This window comes from Pedobacter fastidiosus (assembly GCF_014306625.1).
GTDB classification, from domain to species: Bacteria; Bacteroidota; Bacteroidia; order Sphingobacteriales; family Sphingobacteriaceae; genus Pedobacter; species Pedobacter fastidiosus.
The window spans coordinates 149,392-175,100 of sequence record NZ_JACRYL010000004.1; the positions used below are offsets into that span (position 1 = coordinate 149,392).

A 25,709-nucleotide genomic window follows, 5' to 3' on the forward strand; every position below is an offset into this window, starting at 1 on the left:
GAAAGCTATCTTAGGTCTTAATACTAAATACTTGATACTAATAAAATGGATAATAGAGTAAAAAAGGCGTTAATCGCTACAGTAAATAAATATGCTGAAGTTTCGGCAATAAATGTTGAAGGTTTCGAAAAAGAACTAATTGCTTCATTTGAGCTGGAAGTTAATTTTTTAGATAAGGCAATTGCATTTGATGCAGTTTTCGATTCTTATCCAAAGTTTGAGGAACTTAGAGAGGTATTTTTTGATTTGTTAATGGTGAATTTCTTCAGTAGCGATGTTCAAAAATTAGAGGATGATTATTTGGAAGGTGATGAATGGGCAAATATTGAGGAAGAAACGATCGATAGAGGAACCGAACTTTTAAATCTTCTTTTATACATTAAAGAGTGCAAGGATGAAGAATTGGATCCAGAATTGGGCGATTTCCTTAAAGAATTCTTATTGGTAGAAGATGATGAATTTCAGGATGAGTTTGAGATCTATGAAGAACTGATCAGTAACCAACAATTGGCAGAAAGTAGCGTTGAGGAAATTTGTAATACCGCTCCTACACTAAATGTTAGTGAGGAGATGAAAGAATTATTCGTCCCTTTTATGGCATTTTTCCTTGATACTGAGGGAAGTGCAGAAACAAGTAAAGAATTAATTCAATTTAGCAGTAACAAATCGTTTGATTCTGCTACTTATACATTGATTACTACAATTAATAACTAAATTATACTCAAATGGAACAACAGATTGCTCAAGAAGAAAAAAAACCTAATGCATTAGCGTTTCAGGTTGCGATAACTTTTGCACTATACACTTTGGCTTTGGTATTTGTAATGAATCTCTTAGGGATGAGTGCACAAATTGAAGGCACACCGATATGGCAAAAAGCAGTTTCTATGATACTATCTTATGGAACTTTTATTTTAGCTATTTATTATGCTCAAAATAAACATAAGCAAGATTTAGGAGGTTTTATAACCTATGGAAGAGCATTCTCTACAGGGTTTAAAGTTGCAGCTTATTCTGGATTGTTCATCGGTTTATTAATGATGCTTTATTACGGTTTAATTGATAAAGGTGCATTACAAGAGATTTTGGATACACAAATGAAAGCTGCTGGAGATAATGAACAAGCAGTAAAAGGAATTCAGATGATGAGTAAGTATATGATTTATATGATCGCTTTTGGTTCTGCAATTACTTACACTTTATTCGGATTAATAATTAGTTTGATTACAGCTGCGGTAGTTAAAAAGGAACGTATTTAATTTGGTTGACAAATAATCAAAATTTTATACGTGTAATTTTTTAAGATTTGCACGGTATTTAACAACTTAATGCCAAACTTATATATAATTTCTGGATGTAATGGAGCAGGAAAAACAACTGCATCATTTACGGTATTGCCAGAAATGTTAAATTGTAAAGAGTTTGTTAATGCTGATGAAATTGCGAAAGGTATATCACCTTTCAATCCTGAAAGTGTCGCTATTCAAGCTGGTAAAATTATGTTAACCAGGATTGATGAATTGTTAAATAATCAAAAAGATTTTGCCATTGAAACAACATTAACAACAAAGTCTTATCTTAATACTATTGCTAGAGCTAAATCCGTAGGATATAAAATTACGCTTTTGTTTTTTTGGCTTAACGATGTAGAATTGGCAATCGAAAGAGTAAAAATAAGGGTTTCGGAAGGCGGGCACAATATTCCTGAAGAAGTTATTAGAAGACGATATTTTAGGGGGATGATGAATTTAAAATTATTTTGTGCAGAAGCTAATTATTGGTTAATTATTGATAGTTCGGATGGTCGTTTGCAATTTATCGCCGAAGGAAATTTAAATAAGGAAATAACTATCTTTGAAAAAGGTATCTGGTCTAAACTTAATCTAATGTCTAATGGAAAATAATCTGATAAGTAATATTGAAATAAGAGAAAAGATTAGAAATGGGCTTAATCTCGCTTTTGAAAAGTTAGTTGCCCAAAAAAAGAAAAACAGTGGAGTTTTTGTTTTTTCTGATCAAGGAAAAATTATTAAAGTAAAAGCCAAAGACATAAAATTATAATAAATATCAAAATTTTGAACGTGCACGTTTTATCATTTAATTTGATGAAATTTGCACGTTTTATTTTAACAAACCTCGTAGGTTTTAAAACCTACGAGGTTTATGCTTGAAAAATGGATATATCAGTTGTAGTACCCTTATTTAATGAAGATGAATCTTTGCCAGAATTAACGGCATGGATTGCCAAAGTGATGAACGACAATAATTTCAGTTACGAAATTGTGTTAATTGATGACGGCAGTACGGATAAATCTTGGGAAGTTATAGAATCGCTAAGAGAACAGAATGATGCTATAAAAGGGATTAAATTTAGAAGAAATTACGGAAAATCAGCTGCGTTAAATGTTGGTTTCGAAGCCACACAAGGTGATGTGATTATTACCATGGATGCAGATTTGCAAGATAGTCCTGATGAAATCCCCGAATTATATCGCCGTATAAAAGAAGAAAAGCTTGATTTAATCTCGGGCTGGAAAAAGAAACGCTACGATCCAATCACGAAAACAATTCCTACAAAATTATTCAATGCGGCTACCCGCAAAATGAGTGGAATTGAATTGAATGATTTTAATTGCGGATTAAAAGCTTACCGGAGTGATGTGATTAAAACCATTGAAGTTTACGGAGAAATGCACCGCTATATTCCAGTCATTGCAAAATGGGCTGGTTTTAATAAAATTGCCGAACAAGTTGTAGAGCACAGAGCTCGTAAATATGGAACAACGAAATTTGGTTTCAGCAGGTTTATAAATGGCTTTTTAGATTTACTTTCCATTTTCTTTGTCGGCAAGTTTGGTAAACGCCCAATGCACTTTTTTGGTTCTCTGGGTGTGTTGAGTTTTTTAATTGGAACATTTATGGCGCTCTGGATGATTGGAGTAAAGCTATATCACATTGCTGCTGAAATTCCATATAAAAGAGAAATAACCGATCAACCTTTGTTCTACATTGCTTTAGTTGCAATCGTTGTAGGCTCGCAAATGTTTTTAACTGGTTTTGTTGCCGAATTAGTTACCCGTAACGCACCTGAAAGAAATCAATATTTAATAGAAAAAAGAACCCCCTAGTCCCCTGAAGGGGGAACTAATAGCATGGGTAAAAATACTTAAGCTAAAATGGCTCAAAAAATAATAGACTTTAATAATAGCCCAATTTTGGATCTGGGTTTTAACTCCCCCTTTAGGGGGTTGGGAGGTATATGTTCTTTTCTATAATAATCCCACTTTATAATCGCCCGCAAGAAATAAATGAGTTGCTTAATACGCTAACTAAGCAAACCTATTTGCAGTTTGAGGTATTGGTAATCGAGGATGGTTCTAAGCAAGATGCAAGGGCGATTGTAGAAAGTTTTAGCAATAAGTTGGATGTTCGGTATTTCTTTAAGGAAAATGAAGGGCAGGGATTTACACGGAATTATGGTTTCGAAAGGGCGAAGGGAGATTACTTCGTCATATTTGATTCTGATTGCTTAATCCCCGCAAATTATTTAGAAGAAGTTAAAAATTACCTTTACGAGCATCATTTAGATGCTTACGGCGGGCCAGATGCTGCGCATGAAAGTTTTACTCCAGTTCAAAAGGCAATAAGTTATGCCATGACTTCTCCATTTACAACAGGAGGAATCCGTGGGAACAAAAATCATATTGGTCAATTTCATCCGCGGAGCTTCAATATGGGGGTTTCGAGACAAGTTTGGGAAAAGGTTGGGGGTTTTATTCTAACCCGATTGGGCGAAGACATTGAATACAGCATTCGGATTCATGAAAGCGGGTTCAAAATCGGATTAATCCCTGATGCTGTAGTATACCATAAAAGACGAACGAGCTTTAGCCAGTTTTATAAACAACTACACTTTTTTGGCAGAGCGAGGATTAATATTTATAAACATTTTCCATCGCAACTAAAGCTTGTCCATTTCTTTCCCGCAGTTTTTACAATCGGTTTTATAATTACTATTCTTTGTAATATATTATATTGGCCTTTGGGCTTTGTTTGCAACTTTTTCCTTTTACTATACTTTATGTTGATATTTTTTCACTCATGGTCAGTAAATAAAAGTTTAAAAGTTGCATTTTTGAGCATTATATCTTCATTTATCCAATTAACCGCTTATGGCTTAGGATTTATACAAGATTTTATAAAGAGAGTGGTATTTAAACAACAATGATAAATTATCTAAAAGAAAGTACGTTTGCCGTTAATGAAGTAATTCAAAAGGCTTGGGGCATTACCAAAAAACATTATTTTTCTATAGCTACGCTATGTTTCTTAATGTTTATTACGGCAAGTGCATCCAGTTTGATGGCGTTTTTTATTAAAGATGTTAGTAAGGTTCTTAGTTTTGTAATGGTAATAATTTTCATTATGCTTTATTTTACCATCAACCTTTCTTTGTTTAAATACATTTTCCATTTGATGGATGATGAAGAAAATGATGTAAAAATTGTTGATACCTTACCAACCAGACTCCAAATTATTAGATTTCTAATTGCAACCTTATATTTTGTAGGATGCATTTTGGGCGTTTATTTGGTTGTTATCTTAATTGCCTTTCCATTTATTTATACAGGCATAAATATTAGCATCGTTAAAAACGTAGCCATTTCGGTTGGGATTATTGCCATTTTTATTACCTGGCTGAGAATTTCATTTTTTCCATTTTTTATAATTGATAAAAATGTTGGCCCATTCGAATCTATCAAACTAAGTTTGGCCACTACCAAAGGGAATTTTACCAAAATATTATTGCTTCTAGTTGTTCTCGGTGGTGGTTATTTAATTTACCTTTTACTAAACTATTTGCACTGGCCTCTTGTTGCATTTATTGTAAATATTTTAAGCTCATTTATTATTGTTCCACTATCTAGTGTTGCATTAACCGTGGCTTACCGCAAAATTTCTAGTGAATATCAAGGCGATGAGCATCCAGATATTTTACATAATATTGTTTAACCTCTAAATCCCCTAAAGGAGAATTGCAAACTGCATTATACTATGCGTATTAAAATTAGCAAACTGAATATTAACATTAGAAAGGAGAAGCCCCTTTAGGGGTTTGGGGTTATGGGATTAAAATCAGCATTAAGTAAACCGTTTGCGGCCTTTGCAGTTTGGCAAATAAACAAGTGGAAGAATAATGCCGTAAAAGCTCAAAATATAATACTTCAAAATCTAATCGAAAGCGCCAAAGAAACCGCTTTTGGAAGAGATCATAATTTTGCTGAAATTAAAAATTATTCTGATTTCAAAAGCAATATTCCTGTTCGAGATTATGAGGGATTAAAGCCTTATGTTGATCGAGTTGTACATGGAGAGGAAGATGTTTTGTGGAGAGGAAAGCCATTATACTTTGCTAAAACTTCCGGTACAACTTCTGGCGTTAAGTATATTCCACTCTCAAAAGAATCAATGCCTGAGCACATTAAGGCTGCTCGAAATGCTATTCTAACCTATATTAACGAAACGGGTAAGGCCGATTTTGTTAACGGAAAAATGATTTTTTTACAGGGAAGTCCTACGCTAAGTTTAAAGCACGGAATTAACGTGGGTCGACTTTCTGGAATTGTAGCACATCATGTGCCTAGATATTTGCAGAAGAACCGTTTACCATCTTACGAAACGAATATTATAGAAGACTGGGAGCAAAAAGTTGATGCCATTGTGGATGAAACCATTAACGAGGATATGACTTTGATTTCTGGAATTCCACCGTGGGTACAAATGTATTTTGATAAACTTTCGGAAAAATCTGGAGGTAAAAAGATAGGAGAAATTTTTAAAAACTTTAGTCTCTTTATTTACGGTGGCGTAAATTTTGAACCTTACCGAGCGAAAATAGAACAGAGCATCGGCAAAAAGATCGATTCTATTGAAACTTATCCAGCCTCAGAAGGATTTATAGCGTATCAGGATTCGCAAAAAGATATGGGATTGCTTTTACTTGCGGATGCAGGGATTTTTTATGAATTTATTCCTTCTGATGAATATTACAACGATAATGCAACTCGATTATCGCTTGGAGAAGTTGAATTGAATACCAACTATGCATTAATTTTAAATACGAATGCTGGTTTATGGGGATACAGCATAGGTGATACGATTAAATTTGTGTCAAAAAATCCGTATAAAATTGTAGTTACAGGTAGAATCAAGCATTTCATTTCTGCCTTTGGCGAGCATGTAATAGGTGAAGAAGTAGAGCAAGCGATTTTAAGTGTTGCAAATAATGAACAGGTAGAAATTACTGAATTCACTGTTGCACCGCAGGTTAGTCCGAAGGAAGGATTGCCTTACCATGAATGGTTTATAGAATTTTCTAAAGCACCAAAAGATCTAAATACTTTTAGTAAAAAGGTTGATGAAGCACTTCAGAAGAAAAATATTTATTACTTTGATTTGATTGAAGGAAATATTCTTCAGCCTTTAATTATCCGTACTTTGCAAAAAGATGCTTTTGTAAATTATATGAAGAGCGAAGGTAAGTTAGGTGGGCAAAATAAGGTGCCAAGGTTAAGTAATGATCGGAAATTGGCGGATGGGTTGGAGAGATATATTGTTTAATTGTTTTATTGTTATATTGTTTGCATGATTCCCTAATGCAATTCAAAACAATAACAATGGAAACGAAATATTTGCAATTGAATCAAATTATAGCTTATAAAAAATCATTTCATCTTAGTAATCTGATATGGGAAATTACATCAAATTGGGATAGCTTTGCTAAGCACACCATAGGGCGACAGTTTGTGAATGCTATCGATTCAGTTTCGGCTAATTTAGCTGAGGGCTTTGGAAGGTATCATAAAAAAGATAAGATAAAATTTTATTATTACAGTTTTGGATCAGTAAAAGAGTGTTTAGATTGGAATGAAAAAGCAAGAGTAAGAAAGTTAATCAATGAGGAAACTTATTCGAAGATTTTTGCAACTTTGGAGATATTGCCTAAAGAAATTCATCAATTAATTAAATTTACAAACGAAAAATTAAAGATTTGATTAAGTTTTAGGCTTTAACAATTTTTAACACGAGAGAAAGAAATAACAATTGAGCAATATAACAATACAACAATTTCCTAAGCGAATCGCTATATTAGGTTCTACAGGAAGTGTAGGTACACAGGCGCTTGAAGTGATTAGAGAGAATCCTACAGTTTTTAAGGTTTCTGTATTATCAGCGCTAAAAAATTCAGCATTACTCATTCATCAAGCTTTAGAGTTTAAGCCTGAGGTTGTGGTAATTTGTGATGTAAATAAATACGATGAAGTTAAAAATTCACTTTCTGGATTAAATATTAAAGTTTTCGCTGGCGAAGAAGCATTAACAGAAGTTGCCATTCATCCATCAAGCGATGTTGTTTTAACCGCATTAATGGGCTCGGTTGGTTTAAAGCCGACTATTGCCGCTATTCAAGCAGGTAAAAATATCGCATTAGCCAATAAAGAAACACTGGTTGTTGCGGGCGAATTAATTACCAAACTGGCCGAAAAACATCAAGTCAAAATACTTCCGGTAGATTCTGAGCATTCTGCCATTTTTCAATGTTTGGTAGGAGAGGAACATAATGAAATTGAAAAAATTTACCTCACTGCATCGGGCGGACCATTTCTTGGCAAGAAAATAGATTTCTTATCTTCAGTAAAAAAGGAACAGGCTTTAAAACATCCCAATTGGGTAATGGGTGCAAAAATCACTATTGATTCTGCATCTTTAATGAACAAAGGTTTAGAGGTAATAGAAGCTAAATGGCTTTTTAACCTTAATGTTGATCAAATCGATGTGATTGTTCATCCTCAATCTATCGTGCATTCGCTTGTGCAGTTTACAGATGGTTCCATGAAAGCGCAAATGGGTGTTCCTGATATGAAATTGCCAATTCAGTATGCAATAAATTATCCCGATAGGCTAAAAAACAATTTCAAACGTTTTAACTTCTTGGATTATCCAAATTTCAGCTTTGAAAAGGCAGATCTCGATACCTTTAAAAATTTAGGGCTTGCCTTTGATTCGTTAAGAAAAGGAGGGAATATGCCTTGTATTTTGAATGCCGCAAATGAAGTTGTTGTAGAAGCTTTTTTAAATGATAAAATCGGTTTCTTGCAAATGAGCGATGTTATTGAACGGTGTATGCAGGAAATTAAATTTATAGAAAAACCAGAATTGAACGATTATTTAGAAACTGACAAACATAGCCGTATCTTAGCCGGCGAATTAGTAACAAAAAGTATATTTTAACATCTAACAGAGAAATTTTATAAGAAAATATGAATGGATTGATTATGGCGGGGCAGTTGTTGCTCGGATTGTCTTTATTGGTAATATTACACGAATTGGGGCATTTTTTGGCAGCAAGGGCATTTGGTATTAAAGTAGAAAAGTTTTATTTATTTTTTGATGCTTGGGGGTTTAAACTTTTTAGTTTCAAAAAAGGTGATGTAGAATATGGTATTGGCTGGTTGCCCTTGGGTGGCTATGTTAAAATTGCCGGAATGATTGACGAAAGCATGGATACAGAGCAAATGGCTCAACCTGCTCAACCTTGGGAATTCCGTTCTAAACCAGCTTGGCAGCGATTAATTGTAATGCTAGGCGGTATTATCGTAAATGTTATCGTCGGTATTTTTATATTTTGGATGCTTACTTTTACATATGGAAAGAGCTATACTATAAATGAAAAATTAACTAATGGTATTGCTGTAGGGAATATTGGTAAAGAAATTGGTTTAAAAAATGGCGATAGAATTTTGGCCATTAATGAGAATAAGCTAATCCGTTTTGAAGATGCAATTTCTAGCAAAGTTTTATTTGATGGTGCTAGATTGACAGTTTTAAGAGCTAATCAAACATTATATATTTCTGTTCCAGATACTATCTTAAACAAGCTTTCTAAAAATGATAAGGAAAACTTTATTTCTCCAAGATATACAATGGAACGAATTGATAAAGTTTCTGTTCCAGATCCTAGGATAGATGAGCAATCTTTCATTGGTAAAATACTGGATAAATTATTTGGAAGAAAATTTGAAAAGCCTATTTATCCGGCCTATAATGCAGGAATTAAACCTGGCGATAGTATTCTATCCGTTAATGAAAAGACTATCACTTTTCTTGATCAGTTTAAGGATGAGGTTTCTGCAAACAAGAATAAGAAAGTTTCTATTACTGCGTTGCGAAATGGTAAAAGAATAAGCTTTAGTCCTACAGTTAGTAAAGATGGAACAATTGGTGTCATTCCCAATGTAAAACTGCCAGAGTCTGCGCATATCGATTTCAGCTTCACTCAATCTTTACCAGAAGGAGCAGCTATGGCTTGGAGTACGTTTGTAGATAATGCGAAAGGTATTGGTAAAATGATTACTGGGAAATTGAGTGCTCGTAACATTAGCAGTCCAATCGGGATTGCAAAAGTTTATGGAAGTACTTTTGATTGGGTTAAGTTTTGGACCTTAACAGGCCTAATATCAATGGCTTTGGCATTTATGAACTTATTGCCTATTCCGGGTTTAGATGGTGGCCATGTGGTATTCCTTTTAATCGAGATGGTACAACGTAAGCCTGTAAGCGAAAAAGTATTAGAGAAAGCACAAATTGTTGGCTTTGTTATTCTAATCTGTTTAATGGTGTTTGCTTTTGGTAATGATATTTTAAAATCCTTCGGTAAGTAAAACTAAGTTTATATAAATTTTTCAGATGTAAGTTTGATATCTGTAGCTTACAAATTTATCAATAGGGGATATGAAAATTTTTCAATATATAGATCGCATTAATTTATTGCACAAACTTTTAAGAGAGAGTAAGACAGGTAGGCCTGAAACCCTAGCTCAAAGAATGCACGTTTCAAAATCTAGAATTCTTAGAATAATAGAAGAATTAAAATTAAACGGAGTTCCAATAAAATATTCGAGGCAGACTCAAACATATTATTACACTAAAAAATATGAGATGCACGCATCTTTAATATTAAAACCATTGGATGAAATAGAAATCCAAAATATAAATGGCGGGTATTTAAATTCTATTAATCTCAGTGCTTTTTTTGTGCATTAAAGAAGTATAATTTAGTAGTCTCATATCAAAGGGTTTGTTATGAGAAATCTCTTAAAGAGTAGAAACCACTAAATTAAATTATTATGAAAAAGTTAGAAATTAAAAATTTTAATGTTAAAGAATTAAAAATTGAAGATCAAAAAATAGTAAATGGCGGCGGGTTTGGTCCATTTAATTCTGGAATTAACTTGGCATTAAGGCTTTTCGGGACCTTTAATAGATATGGTAAAGATGACAGATATAATTCTTTAAACATGGTTTAAATTAATCTTTAGAATATGAAAGTCGTTATTACTATTTTTATCCTCATAAATTTAATAAATGTTTCGTCACTTTTATATCGAAGATTTATTAAAGGAGAAGAGAAAATTCAGTGGAGAGAATATTTTTTTCTTTGGTAATAGAAATTTATCAATGATATTTTAAAATCCTTCGGTAAGTAAAACGAATTTTATATAATTGCCGCTGATGTAAGTTTTGATAAATTCAAAGTCTTATATCAGCGGTTTTTTAATTTAAGAAAGATGAGTGCGACAAAACAACTTCCCAATTATTTTGAGTTTTACGAATTGCCAGTTCAGTTTAATCCTGATTTGAATGCGGTTAAAACCAAATTCTATGCTTTTAGCAAAAAGTATCATCCAGATTTTTTTGCTAATGAAAGCGACGAAAAGCAGCAGGAAGTTTTAGATTTATCTACTTTAAATAACAAAGCCTATCAAGTTTTAAGTAATCCACAAAAACGACTTAAATACGTTTTAGAACTAAAAGGTATTGTAGAAACAGATGAAGGATACCAATTACCGCAATCTTTTTTAATGGAGATGATGGATGTAAATGAGGCCTTGATGGATTTGGAATTTGAACCGGATGCAGAAAAATTAGAACAGGTTAATCGAGATGTAGATGCAATTGAGCATCAATTGGTTGATGAATTAGCAAATTTAACTACACAGTTTGATTCTAAAAATGAAGATGCCGAGCAAATATTGTTAGCCATTAAAGATCTTTATTATCGCCAGAAATACATTAGCAGGATCAGAGAGCGTTTGCCTAAAGATTAGTTAAACATACCGCTTTTTTAAAATCAATTGATCAAAACTGTTTTGGCTTCAATTTCTGACCAGCGAACATCACAATTTCAGTAATTCTATTTTGTCTGGTTTCTGGTCGTTTGGCTAAAACAATCCATTGGAGCATCGCTTTTCTGACCGATTTACTCAAGCTTAAAAAAAAGTCTTTCGAACCATTTTTTATTGTGAATTCTTTATCTAAATCCTCTGGAATTAAGAGTTCTTCAACTTCATCTAGAATTGTCCAAGATCCGTTTTGTTTTGCTTTTTCAATGCTTTCAAAACCTGCGGTCATCATCATTTCTGCTTCAATGAGATATGCAATTTTCACTTTGTTTACTTTAGACCAAGTTCCGTTTGGTTTTCTTTTACTGAAGAACTGAATAAACTTTTCATCATCTACAGTTTTTCGAATACTGTCAATCCAGCCAAAACAAAGGGCTTCATCTACAGCATCACCCCAGGAGATACTCGGTTTTGCAGATTTCTTCTTGTACTGAACAAGCCAGACGGCTGGTTTTGAACTATGATTTTTTTCTAACCATTGTCTCCATTCTTGTCGGCTTGCTGGGCAAAAAATTTCTATATCTTTTTCCTTTTTAATCATGATGTAAATTAAGAACCAAACTGCCTTAAATGATGATCGAAATGTTTCCATTGCATCAGCGCCCATTCGTTTGGTGTAAGTGGTCCAAAAAAAGCTTGCGGATGTGCGGTGCATTTTGAAGGTCCGCCTTCAGAAAATGCCTTTATTTGGCTAATCACTTTGACTTTTTCCGTTTCGAAATCTGGATTACCCGTAATGATGTAGCTTTTATCAGTTGCACTATTTTTAGGAAAGGGTTGTTCACTAAAAAACTTTGGCTTTAAGAGCTTGCCAAAAAGGCGACCGACAAATCCCAGTCTTTCAGGATTATGAAGTCCCATTGCAGTTTCCAAAGAAGCGTTGCAGTGCGCCAACATTTGATTTACATTCATTTTTCCCCATTGCTTTTGAGCAGTTGGCATTAAATTTTCAATTCGTGATAAAATTCCATCAGTATCGGAAGGATTGAATAAGTTATTCATTTTTAATTTTTTGTTTATGCCACAAAACTAATGGAGCGTAATGACAGCCCTATGTCAGGGGTTGAAAAAATTAATGGTAACGTTCAAAATATTCTTGTAAAGTCATTTTATGTGGCGAGAATTTCTCGGTAAGAATTTCCAGTTTTTTAATTCTATCTATCCTGAAAAACCTAAACTCATTACGCAAACGACACCAAGCTAATAACAGCCAATTTTCTTGCGTACTTACTAATGCAAATGGTTCTATCAATCTTTCGGTAGTATTATTTGCTTCATTGGTGTATTCAATTTTTATCAAATAGAAATTTGTGAGCGCAAATTGTAAATCAGACAGGTTATGGCTATTTCTTTCGTTGTTGTAGTTTTGGTTAAATCTTGTTCGTTCTGCAAGTAGATTTGCTTTATCTTTTATTTTATGACCTAAAACGGCTTTGATTTTTTCAATCGCATCTAAGTAATCTTTAACAAATGATGAATCTTTATTTTTTAATACAAGTTGTTCGGCTAGGATTAAGGCATTGGCTTGAGTTTCGGTAAACATAATTGGTGGAACCCTGTAGCCTTCCATTAAAGTATAGCCTTTCCCGTCTTCAGTTATTATCGGAACTCCCGATTTCTCTAGTGCTCTAATATCTCTATAAATCGTTCTAACACTTACTGTAAATTTCTTTGCCAGTTCGGTAGCGGTCAAAAGTCGTTTGGTTTGCAATTGGGTTAAAATTGCAGTTAACCGCGAAAGCCTCTTAGTGTCGTTTTCGTTCATTCTTTAGGATTTCAAGCCTGGAATTAATTGTTGTAGTATAATTTGATCTAGCTCCTAGCTAAGATATAAAATAATAATAAATCAAATTTTTTAGTAATTACTAAATCGAAATCTGTTAATTACGGGTTTGTTTTCAAGAAGATTCTATGATTTTCAGCCAAAAATAAAGACTTTAAAAAGAGAAAGCCTTAACAGTCAATATGTTAAGGCTTTTTTATTCTCTGTACCCAGTGCCGGAATACATTTATCAAAATGTTAGAGTTTACAAAACTTTAATAAAGACAATAGAAATGCCTATTTAATGCAATTAATGCACTTTATTGATATTTTAAAATAAAATGAGATATAGTAGGATTTAGTTAAAACTGTACCTAAATTTGTACCTAACAATCAAATCGGGTACAGTATGGCAAAGCCTAAATTTTATTTAGATACTTTAATAAGCGCAAAAGGAACACAAGCAATAAAAATGCTTTATTCATTTAATGGGCAAAGGTTAAAATACCATACACAAGTAAGTGTAAATGAAAAGCATTTTCAACCTAAGTGCAACACAAGCACCAACATTAAACCAATTAAGACAATTGCACCCTACGGAGAACAGCATAATAAAAGACTTGCAGATATTGCATTAGATGCTGTTAATATCGTTACAGAAACCAAAGGCGAAAACTTAAATGTGAAATATATTCGTGAGCAATTGGACTTAATCTATAAACCAAAGCCAGCCGAACCCGAACCAGCCCCCAAATTTAAGCACAATTTAATTAGCTATTTAGAGCAAATGATTGCTGACAGCATAAGTGGAAAACGTTTAATTTCAATTGGTAAAAGTGCAGGAAATAGATATACTCGAAACACAATTAAAAATTACGGAATTACAATCTCTGCTATTAGGAGATATATGCAATTCCATCACATCAGCATCTTACCCCTAGAGGAAATAAATAAAGATTTCTATGAGGCTTTTAGATTTTACTGCTATAACGAAGAAAAAAAGGAAGTAAGCACGTTTGCCAGCTACATAAAAGATATTAAAACCGTAATGAGCGAAACTGGCTCAACTGAATTTAAAGCCAAAGATTTTATAATGCCCAGCTACGAAGCTGACACGCTTTATTTAACATTAGAGCAAATTGATAAAATAGCAAGTTTAGATTTATCAGACTACAAAAAAACAGTACAGCATATCAGAGGCAAAATAATTGAACAATTAAGTTATGCCTCTTTAGATAAAGCAAGGGATTTATTTTTAATTGGATGTTTTACAGGATTACGGTTTAGCGATTTTAATACTTTAGAACCTAAAAGTATTGATGGCAGTTTTATAAAGGTTAAACAGATTAAAACGGGAGGCAGAATAACTATACCAATAATGAGCCGTTTGCGCCCGGTTTTGGAAAAATACTCAAACAACCTACCTACACTATCAAATCAAAAATTTAACGATTATATAAAAGAAGTTGCAAAACTTGCAGACTTAACAGAGGAGCGCAAAGTAACGGATACCAAAGGCAATACAAAAAACGAAACCATACATCCTTTGTATAGCCTTATTACCTCCCATTGTTGCAGACGTAGTTATGCTACCAATATGTTTAAAGCAGGTGTACCGCCAATGCTTATTATGAGTGCAACTGGACACAAAACAGAAACCAGTTTTTTAAAATATATCCGGGCAAACAATGAAGATAAAGCAAATTTATTGGCAGAAACATTAAAAAAATTAGGATTGTAGCGCATGGAAAAATATATAAAGATGATGGATAGTACAATTCTTTCTTTTGAACGAAAGTATCCAAACTGTGCCGAATTTATTAAAGATGAAATTCCGAATATAAAAAATGAAACCCTAGCATCTATAAAAAGATACCAAGAGGATATTGAAGTATTAGGCAATGAAAAAGTAACCCCCATATTGGAGGCTTTTTTAATTTCTGCAATAGAACTATATAATTTAGGAATTGACTATTTACAACCTCATAATGATAATGATTTCAAGAGTGCTGCCGATAGTATATTGTTAGGAATGTTAGAAATAATGTGGATTAAATCTCTTTTAAAGGAAATCAAGCAAACTAATTCAATTCCAAAAGATAATACAGTTTTTGAAAATTTAACTGATGCTGCGGTTAATGAAAAAGCAATGTATCAGATACTAGCACTTTTGGTTGAAGCTGATTTAATTGATAGGGAAACTAATAACTTCAAAGACAGCGCAAACGGACATAAAGGACATTTTATAAGCACGATTATTTTATTCTTTGAAAAGAACTACCTAAAAAGAAAACCAACCCATGCGGAATATCTAAATATTTGTAAAAACAGTTTTAAATTAGAGGTAAGTATCGGTACTATAAAAAAGACTAATGCACACCCTTATAGTTCTCTTACAATCCCTCCATTTAACTCAAACGATTAGACAGTTTAGACTTTAAGAGATAAGTCTAAACTGTCTAATCAACATATTCTTTTTAAATAAATTGCAGTAAGATATTTGCCTCTGTACCAATTATACAGCAAATGGAAAATATCATTCTTACTTCAATTAACCTACATAGTTTAGAGTTAATTATTCAAAAAAGCGTTACCGCAGCAATGGCGTTATCTATGCCAGAAAAAACGTTAAAAGAACCAGATCAAACATTTTCAATCCCAGAGTTAGCGGAATACCTAAAGGTTACTAAAGCAACAATACACGCCTATAAGAAGCGAGGTATTTTCAAATATTACCAGACTGGCAGAACTGTATTTTTCAAAAAATCAGAAGTTGATGCAGCTTTAGCCATTGGCAAAAAGAAAGGGTAATGGTTGACTGGATTAAGTTAGAAGCCCAGCACCCAGACCCTAAATTGCTGTTGAATAGTTTTGACTTTACAAGGGATGTAAATATCTATACAGCCGAAATAAAGACAAAGTTTGATAAAGCAACTATTGGTAGAGATGGTTATTCAGTAGAAGCCATGACGGTTAAGCTATACCCATCCGGTAGGATGTGGCTAACTGGAAGTTTGCATAAACTTTGGCACGGCAATAACTATTCTAGTTTTACGTATCCAGAACTAAAAGCTTGTATTGATTATGTATGCAACCAGTTTGGCATAATCCCAGAAAACTGGAATATCTTAAAAATGGAATATGGTGTAAATATTTCAACCAGCTTTGAGACAACCAGCTTTTTAAATCGCTTAATTGGCATAAAATACCATCCTTTCAACAGAATGAAGCCAACCCAGAAAGTAAGCGGACACGATTGTTATTTTACTGATTGGGCTGCAAAAATTTATAATAAAGGGAAACAATATAACTTATCATATCCATTATTAAGAATTGAAAAAAAAGTAATAAAAGCCCGGTATTTACAAAAGCTTAAAATCAATACCCTAGCTGACTTAACCCCAAGTAATTTAAGTGTTTTAGGCAATGATTTATTGCAAATGCTAAAGCTTGTATTGGTTAATGACAAATCAATCAACCTAAACCAGCTCACAAGCCGTCAACAGATTGCATTAGCTAATTATCGCAACCCAAATTATTGGCAGAATTTGAGTAGATACGCAGCCCCAAAAGCCCGGATAAGATTTGAACAAATGAGTTCAAATTATGGGAGTGAAAATTACTATGCAGATGTATTGGAATTGACCCATTTAAAACTAATTCAACTAAACCCAAGAGGCAACATTTGCAAAGCTGTTAAGGAGACAAAGCAGAAAACAAATGCTATCCCAGAAGTCAATAACAATTCTCTAACCACGGCAACATTTGCAAATAGGTTTTAAAAAAATTCAAGGCAACAAATGTTCAATTCAGATAAGAGTTTGCAAACGTTGCTTTTCACATATTAACAAATAGAGTAATCAATCTAATTTTTCAACAACAAAAACAACAAATAAAATGGAAACCCCAACACTAAAAACAGAAGTTCAAACAAGGGTGCTAGACCAGCTAAAAAACAAATTTGGCTCTACACTCCCAGCCCCAGTAAACGATGATATAATGAAAACATTTTCAGCGTTTCCAGACATTGAATTAAAAGCAAGTGCCAACCCAGCAAATTTCAGTTTATCCGATGTAATTCTAACAAGCACAGAGCGTGGAACAAGTTGCCATCATAACCCAGAGGAAATTATAAAGAATTTGGAAAAGAAATATGCTCCCGGAAGCCCAGAAGCAGCCAAAATGCCTACACAATTGGAGGTGAAAATTTGGGCAAAGGATGAAAGTAAATTATTCGATTTTCTGAATAATACTAATATTCCATCAGCAACACGTTTAGAAGTTTCAGAGGTTTGGGAAAGAAAGCCAGACCCAGAAGCTGAATATGTTAAAAAACTTTCTGATAACAGCTTAACATTAGATGAACGCCTAAAAATGATTAGGGATCATGATGGAGAGCAAGATCCGGCAGAACTGCAAGCAAGGCAAACAGAAAGAATAAACCAGCTTAATGATGATAAAATAAGCACATTAGAAAAACTGGACATTTATTTCGATTAGAAACCAACGTTATTTAGTGCTAAAAACGTTCAAGAGGCAACATCAATGTTAGCGCAACAGTTTACAGGTGCGCTAATTTGAATGCTTTAAAAAGCCTTAAAATACCACAATTCCAAACGACACAATTATGACCCACAAGCAAAACAAATTTATATCTGAATATTTAAAATCTGGCAACGCAACAGAAGCAGCAAAATTTGCCGGATACTCTGAAAAAACTGCATATAGTGCTGGGCAAAGATTGTTGAAAAATGTTGAAATCCTTAACGAAATTTCCAAGTACCATAACAACGCAATTGCAAATGCTGAAATAACAGTAGCAGGGGTAATTACAATGATTAAAAATATTGCTTTGAATGGAAAAATCGAGGGTAATAGATTGAGGGCAATGGATTTGTTAATGCGACATTTAGGGGCTTATACAGATGAATTAAAAATAATTTCATCAATGAAAGACCATGAGATTGATGAACTTGTAAAAAGATTAATAACTAAATTAAATTAAACATGAGCGATAAAAGAGAGTTTTTAAAAGCTTTGTTGACAGGAAACGTGAAAAGGGCTAATGAATTATTTGAAAGGCTTAAACTAATTAATAAACCGGATAAATGGATAACTGCATTTGAAAAGCATGGCATTGTGAAATGCCAAAATAAAGTGTTTACAGAAACCGAATTTAGAACCTACATAAAATTATTGAGAAATGAATTTAATTTGAGAGTAACGATTTTTAAAACTAAAGAGCGGAAAAGATAAAAACCTGCCAGTTTACAAGATTGGATTATCGGGTAAAAAATCTTTTGGACTACACTCCAACACCTCCGCTAATTTGTTGAGGTGTTTTAAATTATAGTGGTTTGAATACTTTGAACTTTCAACCATACCAATAAACCCTACTGAAACATTTAATTCATTGGCTATATAGCTTTGACTGTAACCTTTTGTTAGCCTAAATTCTTTTACTTTTGCTATAACGTAATCATCAATTGATGCGACCATTCTCACTAATAGATTAGTGAAGCAAAATCACTTTAAAACGAAAATCTGACAATCACTTATAAGTGAGTTATTTTTTATTACTTTGTTAAAAAAAGTATTATGAAAAAAATAACGCTACTGCTTGCACTCATATTAATCTATTCTTTATGTTTCGGACAAATAAAAAAACTGGAAATTCCTAAAAAAGAATTAATTGGTAAAATTGCCCCGGGTGGAAATTCAACTATCTCAATAGAATGCTATAAGTATGAAGATAGCACGTATTTATTTAGATACTTAGATGCTAAATTTTCAAGAATTACAGAATGGAAACAATTCAGCATAAAATCAACAGAGGATTTAAATACATTGTATTCATATCTACAAAATGGCTTCAAAGAGATGCCTAAAGAAAATGTTTTATTAGATATTGGAAACGGTTATTTGCTTTTGAACTTTAGCAAGTTTTTAGGTGGTAAAGTAGTTCGCATCTACCATTCTACAACCTTAGATGAAAATGGAGTTGTTGGATATACTAATATGTACACCGTAAAACAAATTGATAAACTATTCGGCAAGGAATAATCTTTTAAAGATTTATAGAAATTTTTGTACCCAAAACCGTACCCTAAAATAACAAAACCCTCTCTAAATAATATAGAGAGGGTTTTTTGTACCCAGTGCCGGAATCGAACCGGCACGGTTTCCCACAGGTGTTTGAGACCAGCGCGTCTACCAATTCCGCCAACTGGGCATTATTATTTGGACCGGGTTGCAAATGTAGATAACGAAAGCCTAAATCACAAAATTATTTTCAATTAGATTTGTGATAAATTGTAAAACGTTCTAAATGTTTGTGTTGGCTTCCACAGGTCTTTCGTCTTTTAACTTTCTATCTACTATAAATGGGGCAAATGGGAGGAGAGAAGCCAAAAAGATTAATACGGCCTTGCCAAATTTCCACTTTTGTTCTTGCCAAGCTAAAATTAATGTTGCAGCATAAAGCACAAATAATAATCCATGTGCCCAGCCTGTGTATTTTACAACCTTATCAAAATGGAGTAAGTATTTTATAGGCATTGCGATAAATAATAAAAGGAGGTAAGAAATACCTTCAGCTACTGCCACCTTACGGAAAATTGAAATGGAACTATTCATGGTCTGATTTTGATTTGCATCGAAAGTAAAGTAAAGCATTTGGCATTCAAAACCTAAAAAATGATTTTACAATCTGGTGTTGTTGTATGCCCTTGGTTTATCAATTAAAGCATTTTTAACAATATTGGAAATAAAAATTGAAACAAATTTTCGCTTCAAAGGTTAATATATTAATCTTAACTACTTTATAATTAAGATTTAATGAATAAAAGGGGTAGAAAATGGGAAAGCGAATTTGTGTATTAGAAGATAACGACGATATAAGAGAAATCATTTCATTTGTTTTAGAAGATGAAGAATATGAAGTGTTTTCTTTTTCGAGTATAAAAGATTTTGAAAAAGGGGTCAAAGGACTTCATCCTGATGCATTTTTGCTTGATGTAATGCTGCCAGATGGAAATGGACTTGATGTTTGTTGCGAATTGAAATCGGAAAATGAAACCAAGAATGTGCCTGTATTAATGATGTCGGCAAACTTTTCGGCCACTCAAATGCGCAAAAGATGTACTGCAGAAGATTATATTCATAAGCCTTTTGATATTTATGATTTTGTAAAGCGTATAGATGCTCAAATCCATCACAATTAAAAAAGCGAACTGGTTCCTAAATAATCATTAACTAGTTTAGTAATTGCACCTCCAAGTTGTACTGCGTTTCCTATTCCAACACCCTTTACGGAAGCTAATTGTTCTGTATTTCGTGGTAATTTTGAGGCAATAAGAATCAATGTCTGATCAGAAAGTACAGTATGTTCAGGTATGTTTTTCTGCTCTCCATGTATCCTACGCCAGTTTACCAAGCTCTTATATAATTGCAAATTCGAAATATCTTTGGGTAGAATTGTTTTTTTAGGAGCGAAGAATGAATTTTCCGGTTTTCCATTTTGGCTAGCGGAATGAAGCATTTTTATATGCGATTTTACCGAAAAAGAATCCCAATCAGATTTAAATAAGGATAACTTTACGGAAAGGGAATTTTTACATTCAGTAATCAAACCCATAACTTTATCGGAATTAGGATCGTTGTAAAAATTAAGGTTAATGATTTTATTTAATTCTAAAATACTGGCTTCTAATTTTGGAATAAAATAATTAGATGCTTTCTTTAACCTTTCAATAAACGATTTTTCTTGATCAAATGGCTGTGAACTTGATACTTTAGAAAGCTCTTGTCGCACAAAACCTTCTGCAATTTTAAAAATTTCTAATTCTATTTTCTGATTTAAAGGTTCGAAAAGTTGTTTAAAATCTTTTTGCTCATCCTTATCTTTAAAATTGCTTTTTTTAAGGATCAACCAGTCGTTTTTTATAGATAAGAAATCCAATAAATCATGAATTAAATTCCAACCATATTCGTTTTCAAACTGTTTTAAAGCCGATTGATCTGAATTTGTGATAGAAGATTTTTGGGTAAAAGCTACAACTCTAGGATCGGTGATTATATTTTCAAGCTTAACAGGCGATTTTAAAATCAATCCTTCCAAGCTTCTACATCTACTTAAAGCAACATAAGCATGGCCATGTGCGAAGGCAGCACTAACATCTATAATGGCTTTATCAAACGTTAACCCTTGACTTTTATGGACGGTTATTGCCCAGGCCAACTTAAATGGAAACTGAGCGAATGAGCCCGTGTTTACTTCATTAATTTTATTTTCGGTATCGCTTAAATTATATTTTACATTCTGCCAGATTTCTCGCTCTACTTCAATTTCACTGCCACCATCCATAAATTGCACTTTTATCGTATCATTTTTTATGCTAACAATTTTTGCAGCCTTTCCATTATAAAATTGTTTTTTGCCCGATGAATCATTTTTAATAAACATGACCTGCGCACCGGCTTTTAAGGTTAAAATTTCATCCACTGGATAAGCATCCTTAGGGAAATCGCCTGTAATATTGGCCTTAAATGAATGGATTTCGCCTGAAAGTTTTTCTAAACAATTGCTGTTAATTTCGGTAACTAAATTATTGTGGGTGGTTAAAGTGATGTATTCGTCTTTCCAAACATCATTTAGTGTTGAGTCAAAGCGCTCGTTAAGTTTGCCTAAAAGTTCTTGATCAATATTATTTTCCCTTATTCTATTTAATATCTCCAAGAAAACCGGATCAGATTGCCTGTAAACTTTTTCTAGTGTAAAGGTGGTTATGTCAATGGCTCTAAAAGCTTGACTATCGAAAAAATATGGACTTTGATAATAGTCTTTTAGGATGTGCCAAGCATCGTGAAAAATAGGAGAGAGCTGGTATAAATCGCCTATCATAAGAAGCTGTATGCCACCAAACGGGCGATTAGAGCCTTTCACTTTTCTTAGTGTAAGATCAATAAAATCAATTAAATCTGCCCGAACCATACTAATCTCATCAATGATTAATAATTCTAGGCATTTTAATAGTCTAACTTTCTCTTCTGAATATTTTATAGCCTGATTATGTTCCCCATTCTCCGTTCTTAATGGAATGAGCGGACCGAATGGAATTTGAAAGAAAGAGTGTAAAGTTACCCCGCCAGCATTTATTGCGGCAACAGCAGTAGGGGCAACAACAGCAAAATTTTTATCTATTGTATTTTTTATGTGCCTGAGTAATGTCGTTTTACCCGTACCTGCCTTTCCTGTTAAAAATATAGGTCGATTTGTAGAAGTAAGGAAATCTAAGATAATTTGATTGTCGGGACTCGGGCTATTCATAATTGTCAAAAATAACCTAATTGGACATAAGTTTATGAATCAACTTTTAAACAATCGAAATGGAAATTTTTTAGGATTTATAGAAACTCACTATCGGTAAAATAATATCAAAACATAGATTTATGCAAACGATTGCTCTAAACCGTTTTAGTAAGTGCTTTATTGGAAAAAAATCACATAAAGTTATTATGAATAATGCTCCAGTTTTGCGCCAAATTTTTTTAATATTGGATGTAAAATCAAACCGAAACACAAAAAAAATATTCATCAATCAATTGATTTATAGTTATTTAAAAAAAAAATTATATCTTTTCAGCAACAACCGTCACTCATAAAAAACCAAAAGACTTTTTTTAAAAGCTATCGATAAAAAACTATCACCAAATGGAGGAAAAGTATGCGTAATAAGGGACAAACAAAATTGTAATTCGTTAATTGCTTTCTATCTTTATCTTATTAAAAAACCAAATTTATTTAAGCGCTCAAACGGCGGTTTCCGATAGTTTTATGAGAAAACTTTATACTTTTTTAAGTACATCAATATTTTTATTGGTCTTTTCTTTTTCTTCTTTTTCACAAGATGTTCATTATCAAAAAACAGATAATGGAATAATTGTACAGCCAAGTATTAATGGTGTAAATATTGGCAAACAGATAAAAATCGAAGTCATTTCCGATAAGATTATTCACACGGTGGTAACACCCGAAAATAAATTTTCATTGGAACCTAGTTTAATGGTTATCCCTGTTAAATCTAAACCAACTTGGTCTGTAAGCGAAATTGCAAACTTTATCCAACTCAAAACACAATCGCTTTTAGTAAAGATTAATATTGCTTCTGGTCAAATTCAATATCAGGATCTTAATGGCAAAAGTATTCTCGAAGAAAAGGTGCAAACAACAAGGTTATTTAAACCTGTTTCAAACGATGGAGAATCAAGTTATGAAATAGAACAAATTTTCAATTCTCCTAAAGATGAAGCCATTTATGGTTTAGGGCAACATCAGGATGATATGATGAATTATAAAGGCAAACAGGTTTTGTTGCTTCAAAATAATACAGATGTTGCCATTCCATTTTTGCTGAGTAATAAAAACTATGGTATCCTTTGGGATAATTATTCAATTACTAAAGTAGGTGATGTTAGAAATTATCAACCCTTATCGAGTCTGCGCTTATTTTCTAAAGAGGGCGATCAAGGTTGGTTAACCGCAACTTATGCAGATAAGAAAACCGGAAAGGAAACCATTAAAAGAGCCGAATCGGATATTGATTATTCCTTTTTAAGCGATATGAAAAAATTTTCAGATAGCTTTAAAATGGCGGATGGAATTGTGAAATGGGAAGGCAAAATTTCATCAGGATATACTGGTCTACAACATTTTAATGTTAAATATGCAGGTTACATTAAGATTTGGATTAATGGTGAATTGCTCGTTGATAAATGGAGACAGGCTTGGAACCCAGGTTCGGCAGTGGTAGAAACCGAAATGCAAAAAGATAAAAAATACGATGTAAAAATTGAATGGATTCCAGATGGTACAGAATCTTATCTAGCCATTAAATGCTTAACGCCAATACCAGAAGAAGATCAAAATCAATATGCCTTTTTATCCGAATCGGGGAATGAAATTAACTATTATTTTATATTGGGGGGCAATGCCGATGAGGTAATTAGCGGTTATAGAACGCTTACAGGAAAGGCGGTTTTAATGCCGAAATGGGCAATGGGTTTTTGGCAAAGCCGAGAAAGATATAAAACCCAAGAGGAACTTTTGGGTGTGGTTAAAGAATTTAGAGATCGAAAAATTCCGATTGATAACATTGTGCTCGATTGGCAGTATTGGAAACCAGATCGTTGGGGTACGCATGAGTTTGATAAAAGTCGTTTTCCAGATCCTGAGGGGATGATTAAAACCCTGCACGATACCTATCATACTCGTTTAATGATTTCGGTTTGGCCAAAATTTTATACAGGCAATTCCAATTATGATTTGATGAATAAAAATGGCTTCCTATATAAACGAAATATTGTTGATGGGAGAAAGGATTGGCTGGGTTATCAATCTACTTTTTACGATGCTTTTAATCCTGAAGCTCGTGAAATGTTTTGGAGTTTGATGAATAAAACACTCTACAAAAAAGGCATTGATGCTTGGTGGATGGACGCTACTGAACCCGATATCCATTCTAACCTACCAATTTGGGAGCGTAAACAAAATATGACGCCAACTTATCTTGGTTCGGCTACAAAATATTTTAATGCCTTTCCATTGCAAAATTCAAAAGGCGTTTACGAAGGGCAACGTAAAGAAAATCCAGATGATCGGGTATTTATTTTAACGAGATCTGCTTATGGTGGTTTACAACGATATGCTGCGGCAACTTGGAGTGGGGATATCGCTTCGCGCTGGGAAGATATGAAATCGCAGATTTCTGCTGGAATTAATTTTTCGTTATCTGGTTTGCCATATTGGACTATGGATATTGGAGGCTTCTCCGTTGAGCGTAGATATGAAAACCCTAATCCTGCAGATTTGGCTGAATGGCGAGAGTTGAATACCAGATGGTATCAGTTTGGGGCTTTTGTGCCATTGTTTAGGGGGCATGGTCAATTTCCGCTTCGCGAGGTGTATAATATTGCTCCAACCGATCATCCAGCATATAAAAGCATTTTATATTACAATAAATTGCGCTACAGATTAATGCCTTATATCTATTCTCTTGCTGGGCAAACCTATCAAAAGGATTACACCATTATGCGAGGTTTAGTTATGGATTTTGGAGCAGATGAGAAGCTAAAAAATATAGCCGATCAATATATGTTTGGTCCATCACTGCTTATCAATCCGGTTTATAAATACGGTGCCACCAATAGAAAAGTTTATTTGCCAGAGGGAAATGGATGGTACGATTTATATACAGGGGGTTACGTTAAAGGCGGACAAACTATTACTGCTAAAGCGCCTTACAGTCAAATGCCTATTTACGTAAAAGAGGGTGCTATTATTCCTTACGGACCAGAAATTCAGTATACTTCAGAAAAACCTAATGATCCAATTACGTTATATTTATATACGGGTAAAGATGGCACATTTACGCTATACGAAGATGAGGGCACAAATTATAATTATGAAAAGGGCGCCTTCTCCACAATCGATTTTGAGTATAGTGAAAGTGTCAAAACGCTTACCATTTCAAATCGGAAAGGAGCTTTTAAAGGGATGTTGGAGAACAGAACATTTAACGTTATCCGCATAACGGCTAAAAAGGCAAAGGCGCTAAACTTCAATCAAGCTCCAGATAAAACGGTAAGTTATGCTGGTAAAAAGATCGTAATTAAATTTTAATCAATCAATTGGGTCGTTATTAAGA

30 protein-coding genes and 1 tRNA gene are annotated in these 25,709 nt (G+C 33.4%); 24 read left to right on the forward strand and 7 right to left on the reverse strand.

Going from position 1 to position 25,709, the window contains the following annotated elements:
* Positions 1-45 precede the first annotated feature (45 nt).
* From H7U22_RS05790 to hscB, 14 genes are all read left to right on the forward strand, one after another.
* Positions 46-714 carry a hypothetical protein gene (locus H7U22_RS05790; RefSeq protein ID WP_187070398.1) on the forward strand — a complete coding sequence of 223 codons (669 nt, stop codon included), beginning with the start codon at positions 46-48 and terminating at the stop codon, positions 712-714.
* 11 nt (positions 715-725) lie between these two features.
* Positions 726-1,259 carry a DUF4199 domain-containing protein gene (locus H7U22_RS05795; protein ID WP_187070399.1) on the forward strand — a complete coding sequence of 178 codons (534 nt, stop codon included), beginning with the start codon at positions 726-728 and terminating at the stop codon, positions 1,257-1,259.
* Positions 1,260-1,328: 69 nt separating this feature from the next.
* The gene (locus tag H7U22_RS05800) at positions 1,329-1,904 is read left to right on the forward strand and encodes a zeta toxin family protein (RefSeq protein WP_187070400.1); all 576 of its coding nucleotides are present in this window, start codon (positions 1,329-1,331) and stop codon (positions 1,902-1,904) included.
* A complete protein-coding gene (locus H7U22_RS05805; RefSeq protein ID WP_187070401.1) occupies positions 1,894-2,061 on the forward strand; it encodes a hypothetical protein in 168 nt (55 codons plus the stop codon). Before H7U22_RS05800 ends, H7U22_RS05805 begins: the two co-directional genes overlap by 11 nt.
* A gap of 113 nt (positions 2,062-2,174) precedes the next feature.
* Positions 2,175-3,128 (forward strand): glycosyltransferase family 2 protein, encoded by a 954-nt coding sequence (locus tag H7U22_RS05810; RefSeq protein WP_187070402.1) that lies wholly within the window; start codon positions 2,175-2,177, stop codon positions 3,126-3,128.
* Between the two features lie 131 nt (positions 3,129-3,259).
* Complete coding sequence (locus tag H7U22_RS05815) at positions 3,260-4,228, forward strand: glycosyltransferase (protein WP_187070403.1); 969 nt, start codon at positions 3,260-3,262, stop codon at positions 4,226-4,228.
* Positions 4,225-5,013 (forward strand): hypothetical protein, encoded by a 789-nt coding sequence (locus tag H7U22_RS05820; protein ID WP_187070404.1) that lies wholly within the window; start codon positions 4,225-4,227, stop codon positions 5,011-5,013. Before H7U22_RS05815 ends, H7U22_RS05820 begins: the two co-directional genes overlap by 4 nt.
* A gap of 111 nt (positions 5,014-5,124) precedes the next feature.
* Complete coding sequence (locus H7U22_RS05825) at positions 5,125-6,621, forward strand: GH3 auxin-responsive promoter family protein (protein WP_187070405.1); 1,497 nt, start codon at positions 5,125-5,127, stop codon at positions 6,619-6,621.
* A gap of 56 nt (positions 6,622-6,677) precedes the next feature.
* A complete protein-coding gene (locus H7U22_RS05830; RefSeq protein ID WP_187070406.1) occupies positions 6,678-7,055 on the forward strand; it encodes a four helix bundle protein in 378 nt (125 codons plus the stop codon).
* A 49-nt stretch (positions 7,056-7,104) separates the two neighbouring features.
* Complete coding sequence (locus tag H7U22_RS05835; protein ID WP_222621804.1) at positions 7,105-8,292, forward strand: 1-deoxy-D-xylulose-5-phosphate reductoisomerase; 1,188 nt, start codon at positions 7,105-7,107, stop codon at positions 8,290-8,292.
* Between the two features lie 29 nt (positions 8,293-8,321).
* Entirely contained in the window at positions 8,322-9,722 is a 1,401-nt protein-coding gene (gene rseP / locus H7U22_RS05840; protein WP_187070407.1) for an RIP metalloprotease RseP, read from the forward strand.
* A gap of 70 nt (positions 9,723-9,792) precedes the next feature.
* Positions 9,793-10,104 (forward strand): HTH domain-containing protein, encoded by a 312-nt coding sequence (locus H7U22_RS05845; protein ID WP_187070408.1) that lies wholly within the window; start codon positions 9,793-9,795, stop codon positions 10,102-10,104.
* A gap of 83 nt (positions 10,105-10,187) precedes the next feature.
* Positions 10,188-10,367, forward strand: a complete 180-nt coding sequence (locus H7U22_RS05850; protein ID WP_187070409.1) for a hypothetical protein — start codon at positions 10,188-10,190, stop codon at positions 10,365-10,367.
* Between the two features lie 261 nt (positions 10,368-10,628).
* The gene (hscB, locus tag H7U22_RS05855; RefSeq protein ID WP_187070410.1) at positions 10,629-11,168 is read left to right on the forward strand and encodes a Fe-S protein assembly co-chaperone HscB; all 540 of its coding nucleotides are present in this window, start codon (positions 10,629-10,631) and stop codon (positions 11,166-11,168) included.
* Between the two features lie 31 nt (positions 11,169-11,199).
* Here hscB and H7U22_RS05860 read toward each other — a convergent pair whose 3' ends face one another.
* The 3 genes from H7U22_RS05860 to H7U22_RS05870 form a co-directional block, all read right to left on the reverse strand.
* Positions 11,200-11,784, reverse strand: coding sequence for a YdeI/OmpD-associated family protein (locus H7U22_RS05860; RefSeq protein ID WP_187070411.1), 585 nt, complete (start codon positions 11,782-11,784; stop codon positions 11,200-11,202).
* Between the two features lie 8 nt (positions 11,785-11,792).
* Positions 11,793-12,245: a DUF1569 domain-containing protein gene (locus H7U22_RS05865; RefSeq protein WP_187070412.1), complete on the reverse strand. Its 453-nt coding sequence runs from the start codon at positions 12,243-12,245 to the stop codon at positions 11,793-11,795.
* 70 nt (positions 12,246-12,315) lie between these two features.
* Positions 12,316-13,008: a helix-turn-helix transcriptional regulator gene (locus tag H7U22_RS05870; protein ID WP_187070413.1), complete on the reverse strand. Its 693-nt coding sequence runs from the start codon at positions 13,006-13,008 to the stop codon at positions 12,316-12,318.
* 406 nt (positions 13,009-13,414) lie between these two features.
* On the opposite strand from H7U22_RS05870, the gene H7U22_RS05875 reads away from it, so the two are divergent.
* From H7U22_RS05875 to H7U22_RS05905, 7 genes are all read left to right on the forward strand, one after another.
* Complete coding sequence (locus H7U22_RS05875; protein WP_187070414.1) at positions 13,415-14,746, forward strand: site-specific integrase; 1,332 nt, start codon at positions 13,415-13,417, stop codon at positions 14,744-14,746.
* A 3-nt stretch (positions 14,747-14,749) separates the two neighbouring features.
* Positions 14,750-15,430 carry a hypothetical protein gene (locus H7U22_RS05880; RefSeq protein WP_187070415.1) on the forward strand — a complete coding sequence of 227 codons (681 nt, stop codon included), beginning with the start codon at positions 14,750-14,752 and terminating at the stop codon, positions 15,428-15,430.
* Positions 15,431-15,531: 101 nt separating this feature from the next.
* Entirely contained in the window at positions 15,532-15,816 is a 285-nt protein-coding gene (locus H7U22_RS05885; RefSeq protein WP_187070416.1) for a helix-turn-helix transcriptional regulator, read from the forward strand.
* Positions 15,816-16,787, forward strand: coding sequence for a hypothetical protein (locus H7U22_RS05890; RefSeq protein ID WP_187070417.1), 972 nt, complete (start codon positions 15,816-15,818; stop codon positions 16,785-16,787). The genes H7U22_RS05885 and H7U22_RS05890 overlap by 1 nt, the downstream gene beginning before the upstream one ends.
* Positions 16,788-16,902: 115 nt before the next feature.
* On the forward strand, positions 16,903-17,505 hold the full coding sequence (locus H7U22_RS05895; RefSeq protein WP_187070418.1) for a hypothetical protein: 603 nt from the start codon (positions 16,903-16,905) through the stop codon (positions 17,503-17,505).
* 127 nt (positions 17,506-17,632) lie between these two features.
* Positions 17,633-18,010: a terminase small subunit gene (locus H7U22_RS05900; protein ID WP_187070419.1), complete on the forward strand. Its 378-nt coding sequence runs from the start codon at positions 17,633-17,635 to the stop codon at positions 18,008-18,010.
* Between the two features lie 2 nt (positions 18,011-18,012).
* Positions 18,013-18,261: a hypothetical protein gene (locus H7U22_RS05905; protein WP_187070420.1), complete on the forward strand. Its 249-nt coding sequence runs from the start codon at positions 18,013-18,015 to the stop codon at positions 18,259-18,261.
* Between the two features lie 12 nt (positions 18,262-18,273).
* Here the strand turns inward: H7U22_RS05905 and H7U22_RS05910 are convergent, their stop codons facing one another.
* A complete protein-coding gene (locus H7U22_RS05910; protein WP_187070421.1) occupies positions 18,274-18,504 on the reverse strand; it encodes a helix-turn-helix domain-containing protein in 231 nt (76 codons plus the stop codon).
* 99 nt (positions 18,505-18,603) lie between these two features.
* Between H7U22_RS05910 and H7U22_RS05915 the strand changes: the two genes are divergently transcribed.
* Positions 18,604-19,068, forward strand: coding sequence for a hypothetical protein (locus H7U22_RS05915; RefSeq protein WP_187070422.1), 465 nt, complete (start codon positions 18,604-18,606; stop codon positions 19,066-19,068).
* Positions 19,069-19,157: 89 nt separating this feature from the next.
* Here H7U22_RS05915 and H7U22_RS05920 read toward each other — a convergent pair.
* Positions 19,158-19,237, reverse strand: a tRNA-Leu gene (locus H7U22_RS05920).
* A 92-nt stretch (positions 19,238-19,329) separates the two neighbouring features.
* Entirely contained in the window at positions 19,330-19,641 is a 312-nt protein-coding gene (locus tag H7U22_RS05925; RefSeq protein ID WP_187070423.1) for a DUF3817 domain-containing protein, read from the reverse strand.
* A 221-nt stretch (positions 19,642-19,862) separates the two neighbouring features.
* Here H7U22_RS05925 and H7U22_RS05930 point away from each other — a divergent pair, with 221 nt between their 5' ends.
* Positions 19,863-20,228 carry a response regulator transcription factor gene (locus H7U22_RS05930; RefSeq protein ID WP_187070424.1) on the forward strand — a complete coding sequence of 122 codons (366 nt, stop codon included), beginning with the start codon at positions 19,863-19,865 and terminating at the stop codon, positions 20,226-20,228.
* Here the strand turns inward: H7U22_RS05930 and H7U22_RS05935 are convergent.
* Complete coding sequence (locus H7U22_RS05935) at positions 20,225-22,333, reverse strand: AAA family ATPase (protein ID WP_187070425.1); 2,109 nt, start codon at positions 22,331-22,333, stop codon at positions 20,225-20,227. The genes H7U22_RS05930 and H7U22_RS05935 overlap by 4 nt on opposite strands.
* A 507-nt stretch (positions 22,334-22,840) precedes the next feature.
* Between H7U22_RS05935 and H7U22_RS05940 the strand changes: the two genes are divergently transcribed.
* Positions 22,841-25,684 (forward strand): TIM-barrel domain-containing protein, encoded by a 2,844-nt coding sequence (locus H7U22_RS05940; protein ID WP_187070426.1) that lies wholly within the window; start codon positions 22,841-22,843, stop codon positions 25,682-25,684.
* Positions 25,685-25,709: the final 25 nt, after the last annotated feature.

Excerpts from the sequence above, each read along its gene's own strand:
- H7U22_RS05790 (WP_187070398.1), top strand. The coding sequence starts at position 46 with ATGGATAATAGAGTAAAAAAGGCGTTAATCGCTACAGTAAATAAATAT.
- H7U22_RS05795 (WP_187070399.1), top strand. The coding sequence starts at position 726 with ATGGAACAACAGATTGCTCAAGAAGAAAAAAAACCTAATGCATTAGCG.
- H7U22_RS05800 (WP_187070400.1), top strand. The coding sequence starts at position 1,329 with ATGCCAAACTTATATATAATTTCTGGATGTAATGGAGCAGGAAAAACA.
- H7U22_RS05805 (WP_187070401.1), top strand. The coding sequence starts at position 1,894 with ATGGAAAATAATCTGATAAGTAATATTGAAATAAGAGAAAAGATTAGA.
- H7U22_RS05810 (WP_187070402.1), top strand. The coding sequence starts at position 2,175 with ATGGATATATCAGTTGTAGTACCCTTATTTAATGAAGATGAATCTTTG.
- H7U22_RS05815 (WP_187070403.1), top strand. The coding sequence starts at position 3,260 with ATGTTCTTTTCTATAATAATCCCACTTTATAATCGCCCGCAAGAAATA.
- H7U22_RS05820 (WP_187070404.1), top strand. The coding sequence starts at position 4,225 with ATGATAAATTATCTAAAAGAAAGTACGTTTGCCGTTAATGAAGTAATT.
- H7U22_RS05825 (WP_187070405.1), top strand. The coding sequence starts at position 5,125 with ATGGGATTAAAATCAGCATTAAGTAAACCGTTTGCGGCCTTTGCAGTT.
- H7U22_RS05830 (WP_187070406.1), top strand. The coding sequence starts at position 6,678 with ATGGAAACGAAATATTTGCAATTGAATCAAATTATAGCTTATAAAAAA.
- rseP (WP_187070407.1), top strand. The coding sequence starts at position 8,322 with ATGAATGGATTGATTATGGCGGGGCAGTTGTTGCTCGGATTGTCTTTA.
- H7U22_RS05845 (WP_187070408.1), top strand. The coding sequence starts at position 9,793 with ATGAAAATTTTTCAATATATAGATCGCATTAATTTATTGCACAAACTT.
- H7U22_RS05850 (WP_187070409.1), top strand. The coding sequence starts at position 10,188 with ATGAAAAAGTTAGAAATTAAAAATTTTAATGTTAAAGAATTAAAAATT.
- hscB (WP_187070410.1), top strand. The coding sequence starts at position 10,629 with ATGAGTGCGACAAAACAACTTCCCAATTATTTTGAGTTTTACGAATTG.
- H7U22_RS05860 (WP_187070411.1), bottom strand. The coding sequence starts at position 11,784 with ATGATTAAAAAGGAAAAAGATATAGAAATTTTTTGCCCAGCAAGCCGA.
- H7U22_RS05865 (WP_187070412.1), bottom strand. The coding sequence starts at position 12,245 with ATGAATAACTTATTCAATCCTTCCGATACTGATGGAATTTTATCACGA.
- H7U22_RS05870 (WP_187070413.1), bottom strand. The coding sequence starts at position 13,008 with ATGAACGAAAACGACACTAAGAGGCTTTCGCGGTTAACTGCAATTTTA.
- H7U22_RS05875 (WP_187070414.1), top strand. The coding sequence starts at position 13,415 with ATGGCAAAGCCTAAATTTTATTTAGATACTTTAATAAGCGCAAAAGGA.
- H7U22_RS05880 (WP_187070415.1), top strand. The coding sequence starts at position 14,750 with ATGGAAAAATATATAAAGATGATGGATAGTACAATTCTTTCTTTTGAA.
- H7U22_RS05885 (WP_187070416.1), top strand. The coding sequence starts at position 15,532 with ATGGAAAATATCATTCTTACTTCAATTAACCTACATAGTTTAGAGTTA.
- H7U22_RS05890 (WP_187070417.1), top strand. The coding sequence starts at position 15,816 with ATGGTTGACTGGATTAAGTTAGAAGCCCAGCACCCAGACCCTAAATTG.
- H7U22_RS05895 (WP_187070418.1), top strand. The coding sequence starts at position 16,903 with ATGGAAACCCCAACACTAAAAACAGAAGTTCAAACAAGGGTGCTAGAC.
- H7U22_RS05900 (WP_187070419.1), top strand. The coding sequence starts at position 17,633 with ATGACCCACAAGCAAAACAAATTTATATCTGAATATTTAAAATCTGGC.
- H7U22_RS05905 (WP_187070420.1), top strand. The coding sequence starts at position 18,013 with ATGAGCGATAAAAGAGAGTTTTTAAAAGCTTTGTTGACAGGAAACGTG.
- H7U22_RS05910 (WP_187070421.1), bottom strand. The coding sequence starts at position 18,504 with ATGGTCGCATCAATTGATGATTACGTTATAGCAAAAGTAAAAGAATTT.
- H7U22_RS05915 (WP_187070422.1), top strand. The coding sequence starts at position 18,604 with ATGAAAAAAATAACGCTACTGCTTGCACTCATATTAATCTATTCTTTA.
- H7U22_RS05925 (WP_187070423.1), bottom strand. The coding sequence starts at position 19,641 with ATGAATAGTTCCATTTCAATTTTCCGTAAGGTGGCAGTAGCTGAAGGT.
- H7U22_RS05930 (WP_187070424.1), top strand. The coding sequence starts at position 19,863 with ATGGGAAAGCGAATTTGTGTATTAGAAGATAACGACGATATAAGAGAA.
- H7U22_RS05935 (WP_187070425.1), bottom strand. The coding sequence starts at position 22,333 with ATGAATAGCCCGAGTCCCGACAATCAAATTATCTTAGATTTCCTTACT.
- H7U22_RS05940 (WP_187070426.1), top strand. The coding sequence starts at position 22,841 with ATGAGAAAACTTTATACTTTTTTAAGTACATCAATATTTTTATTGGTC.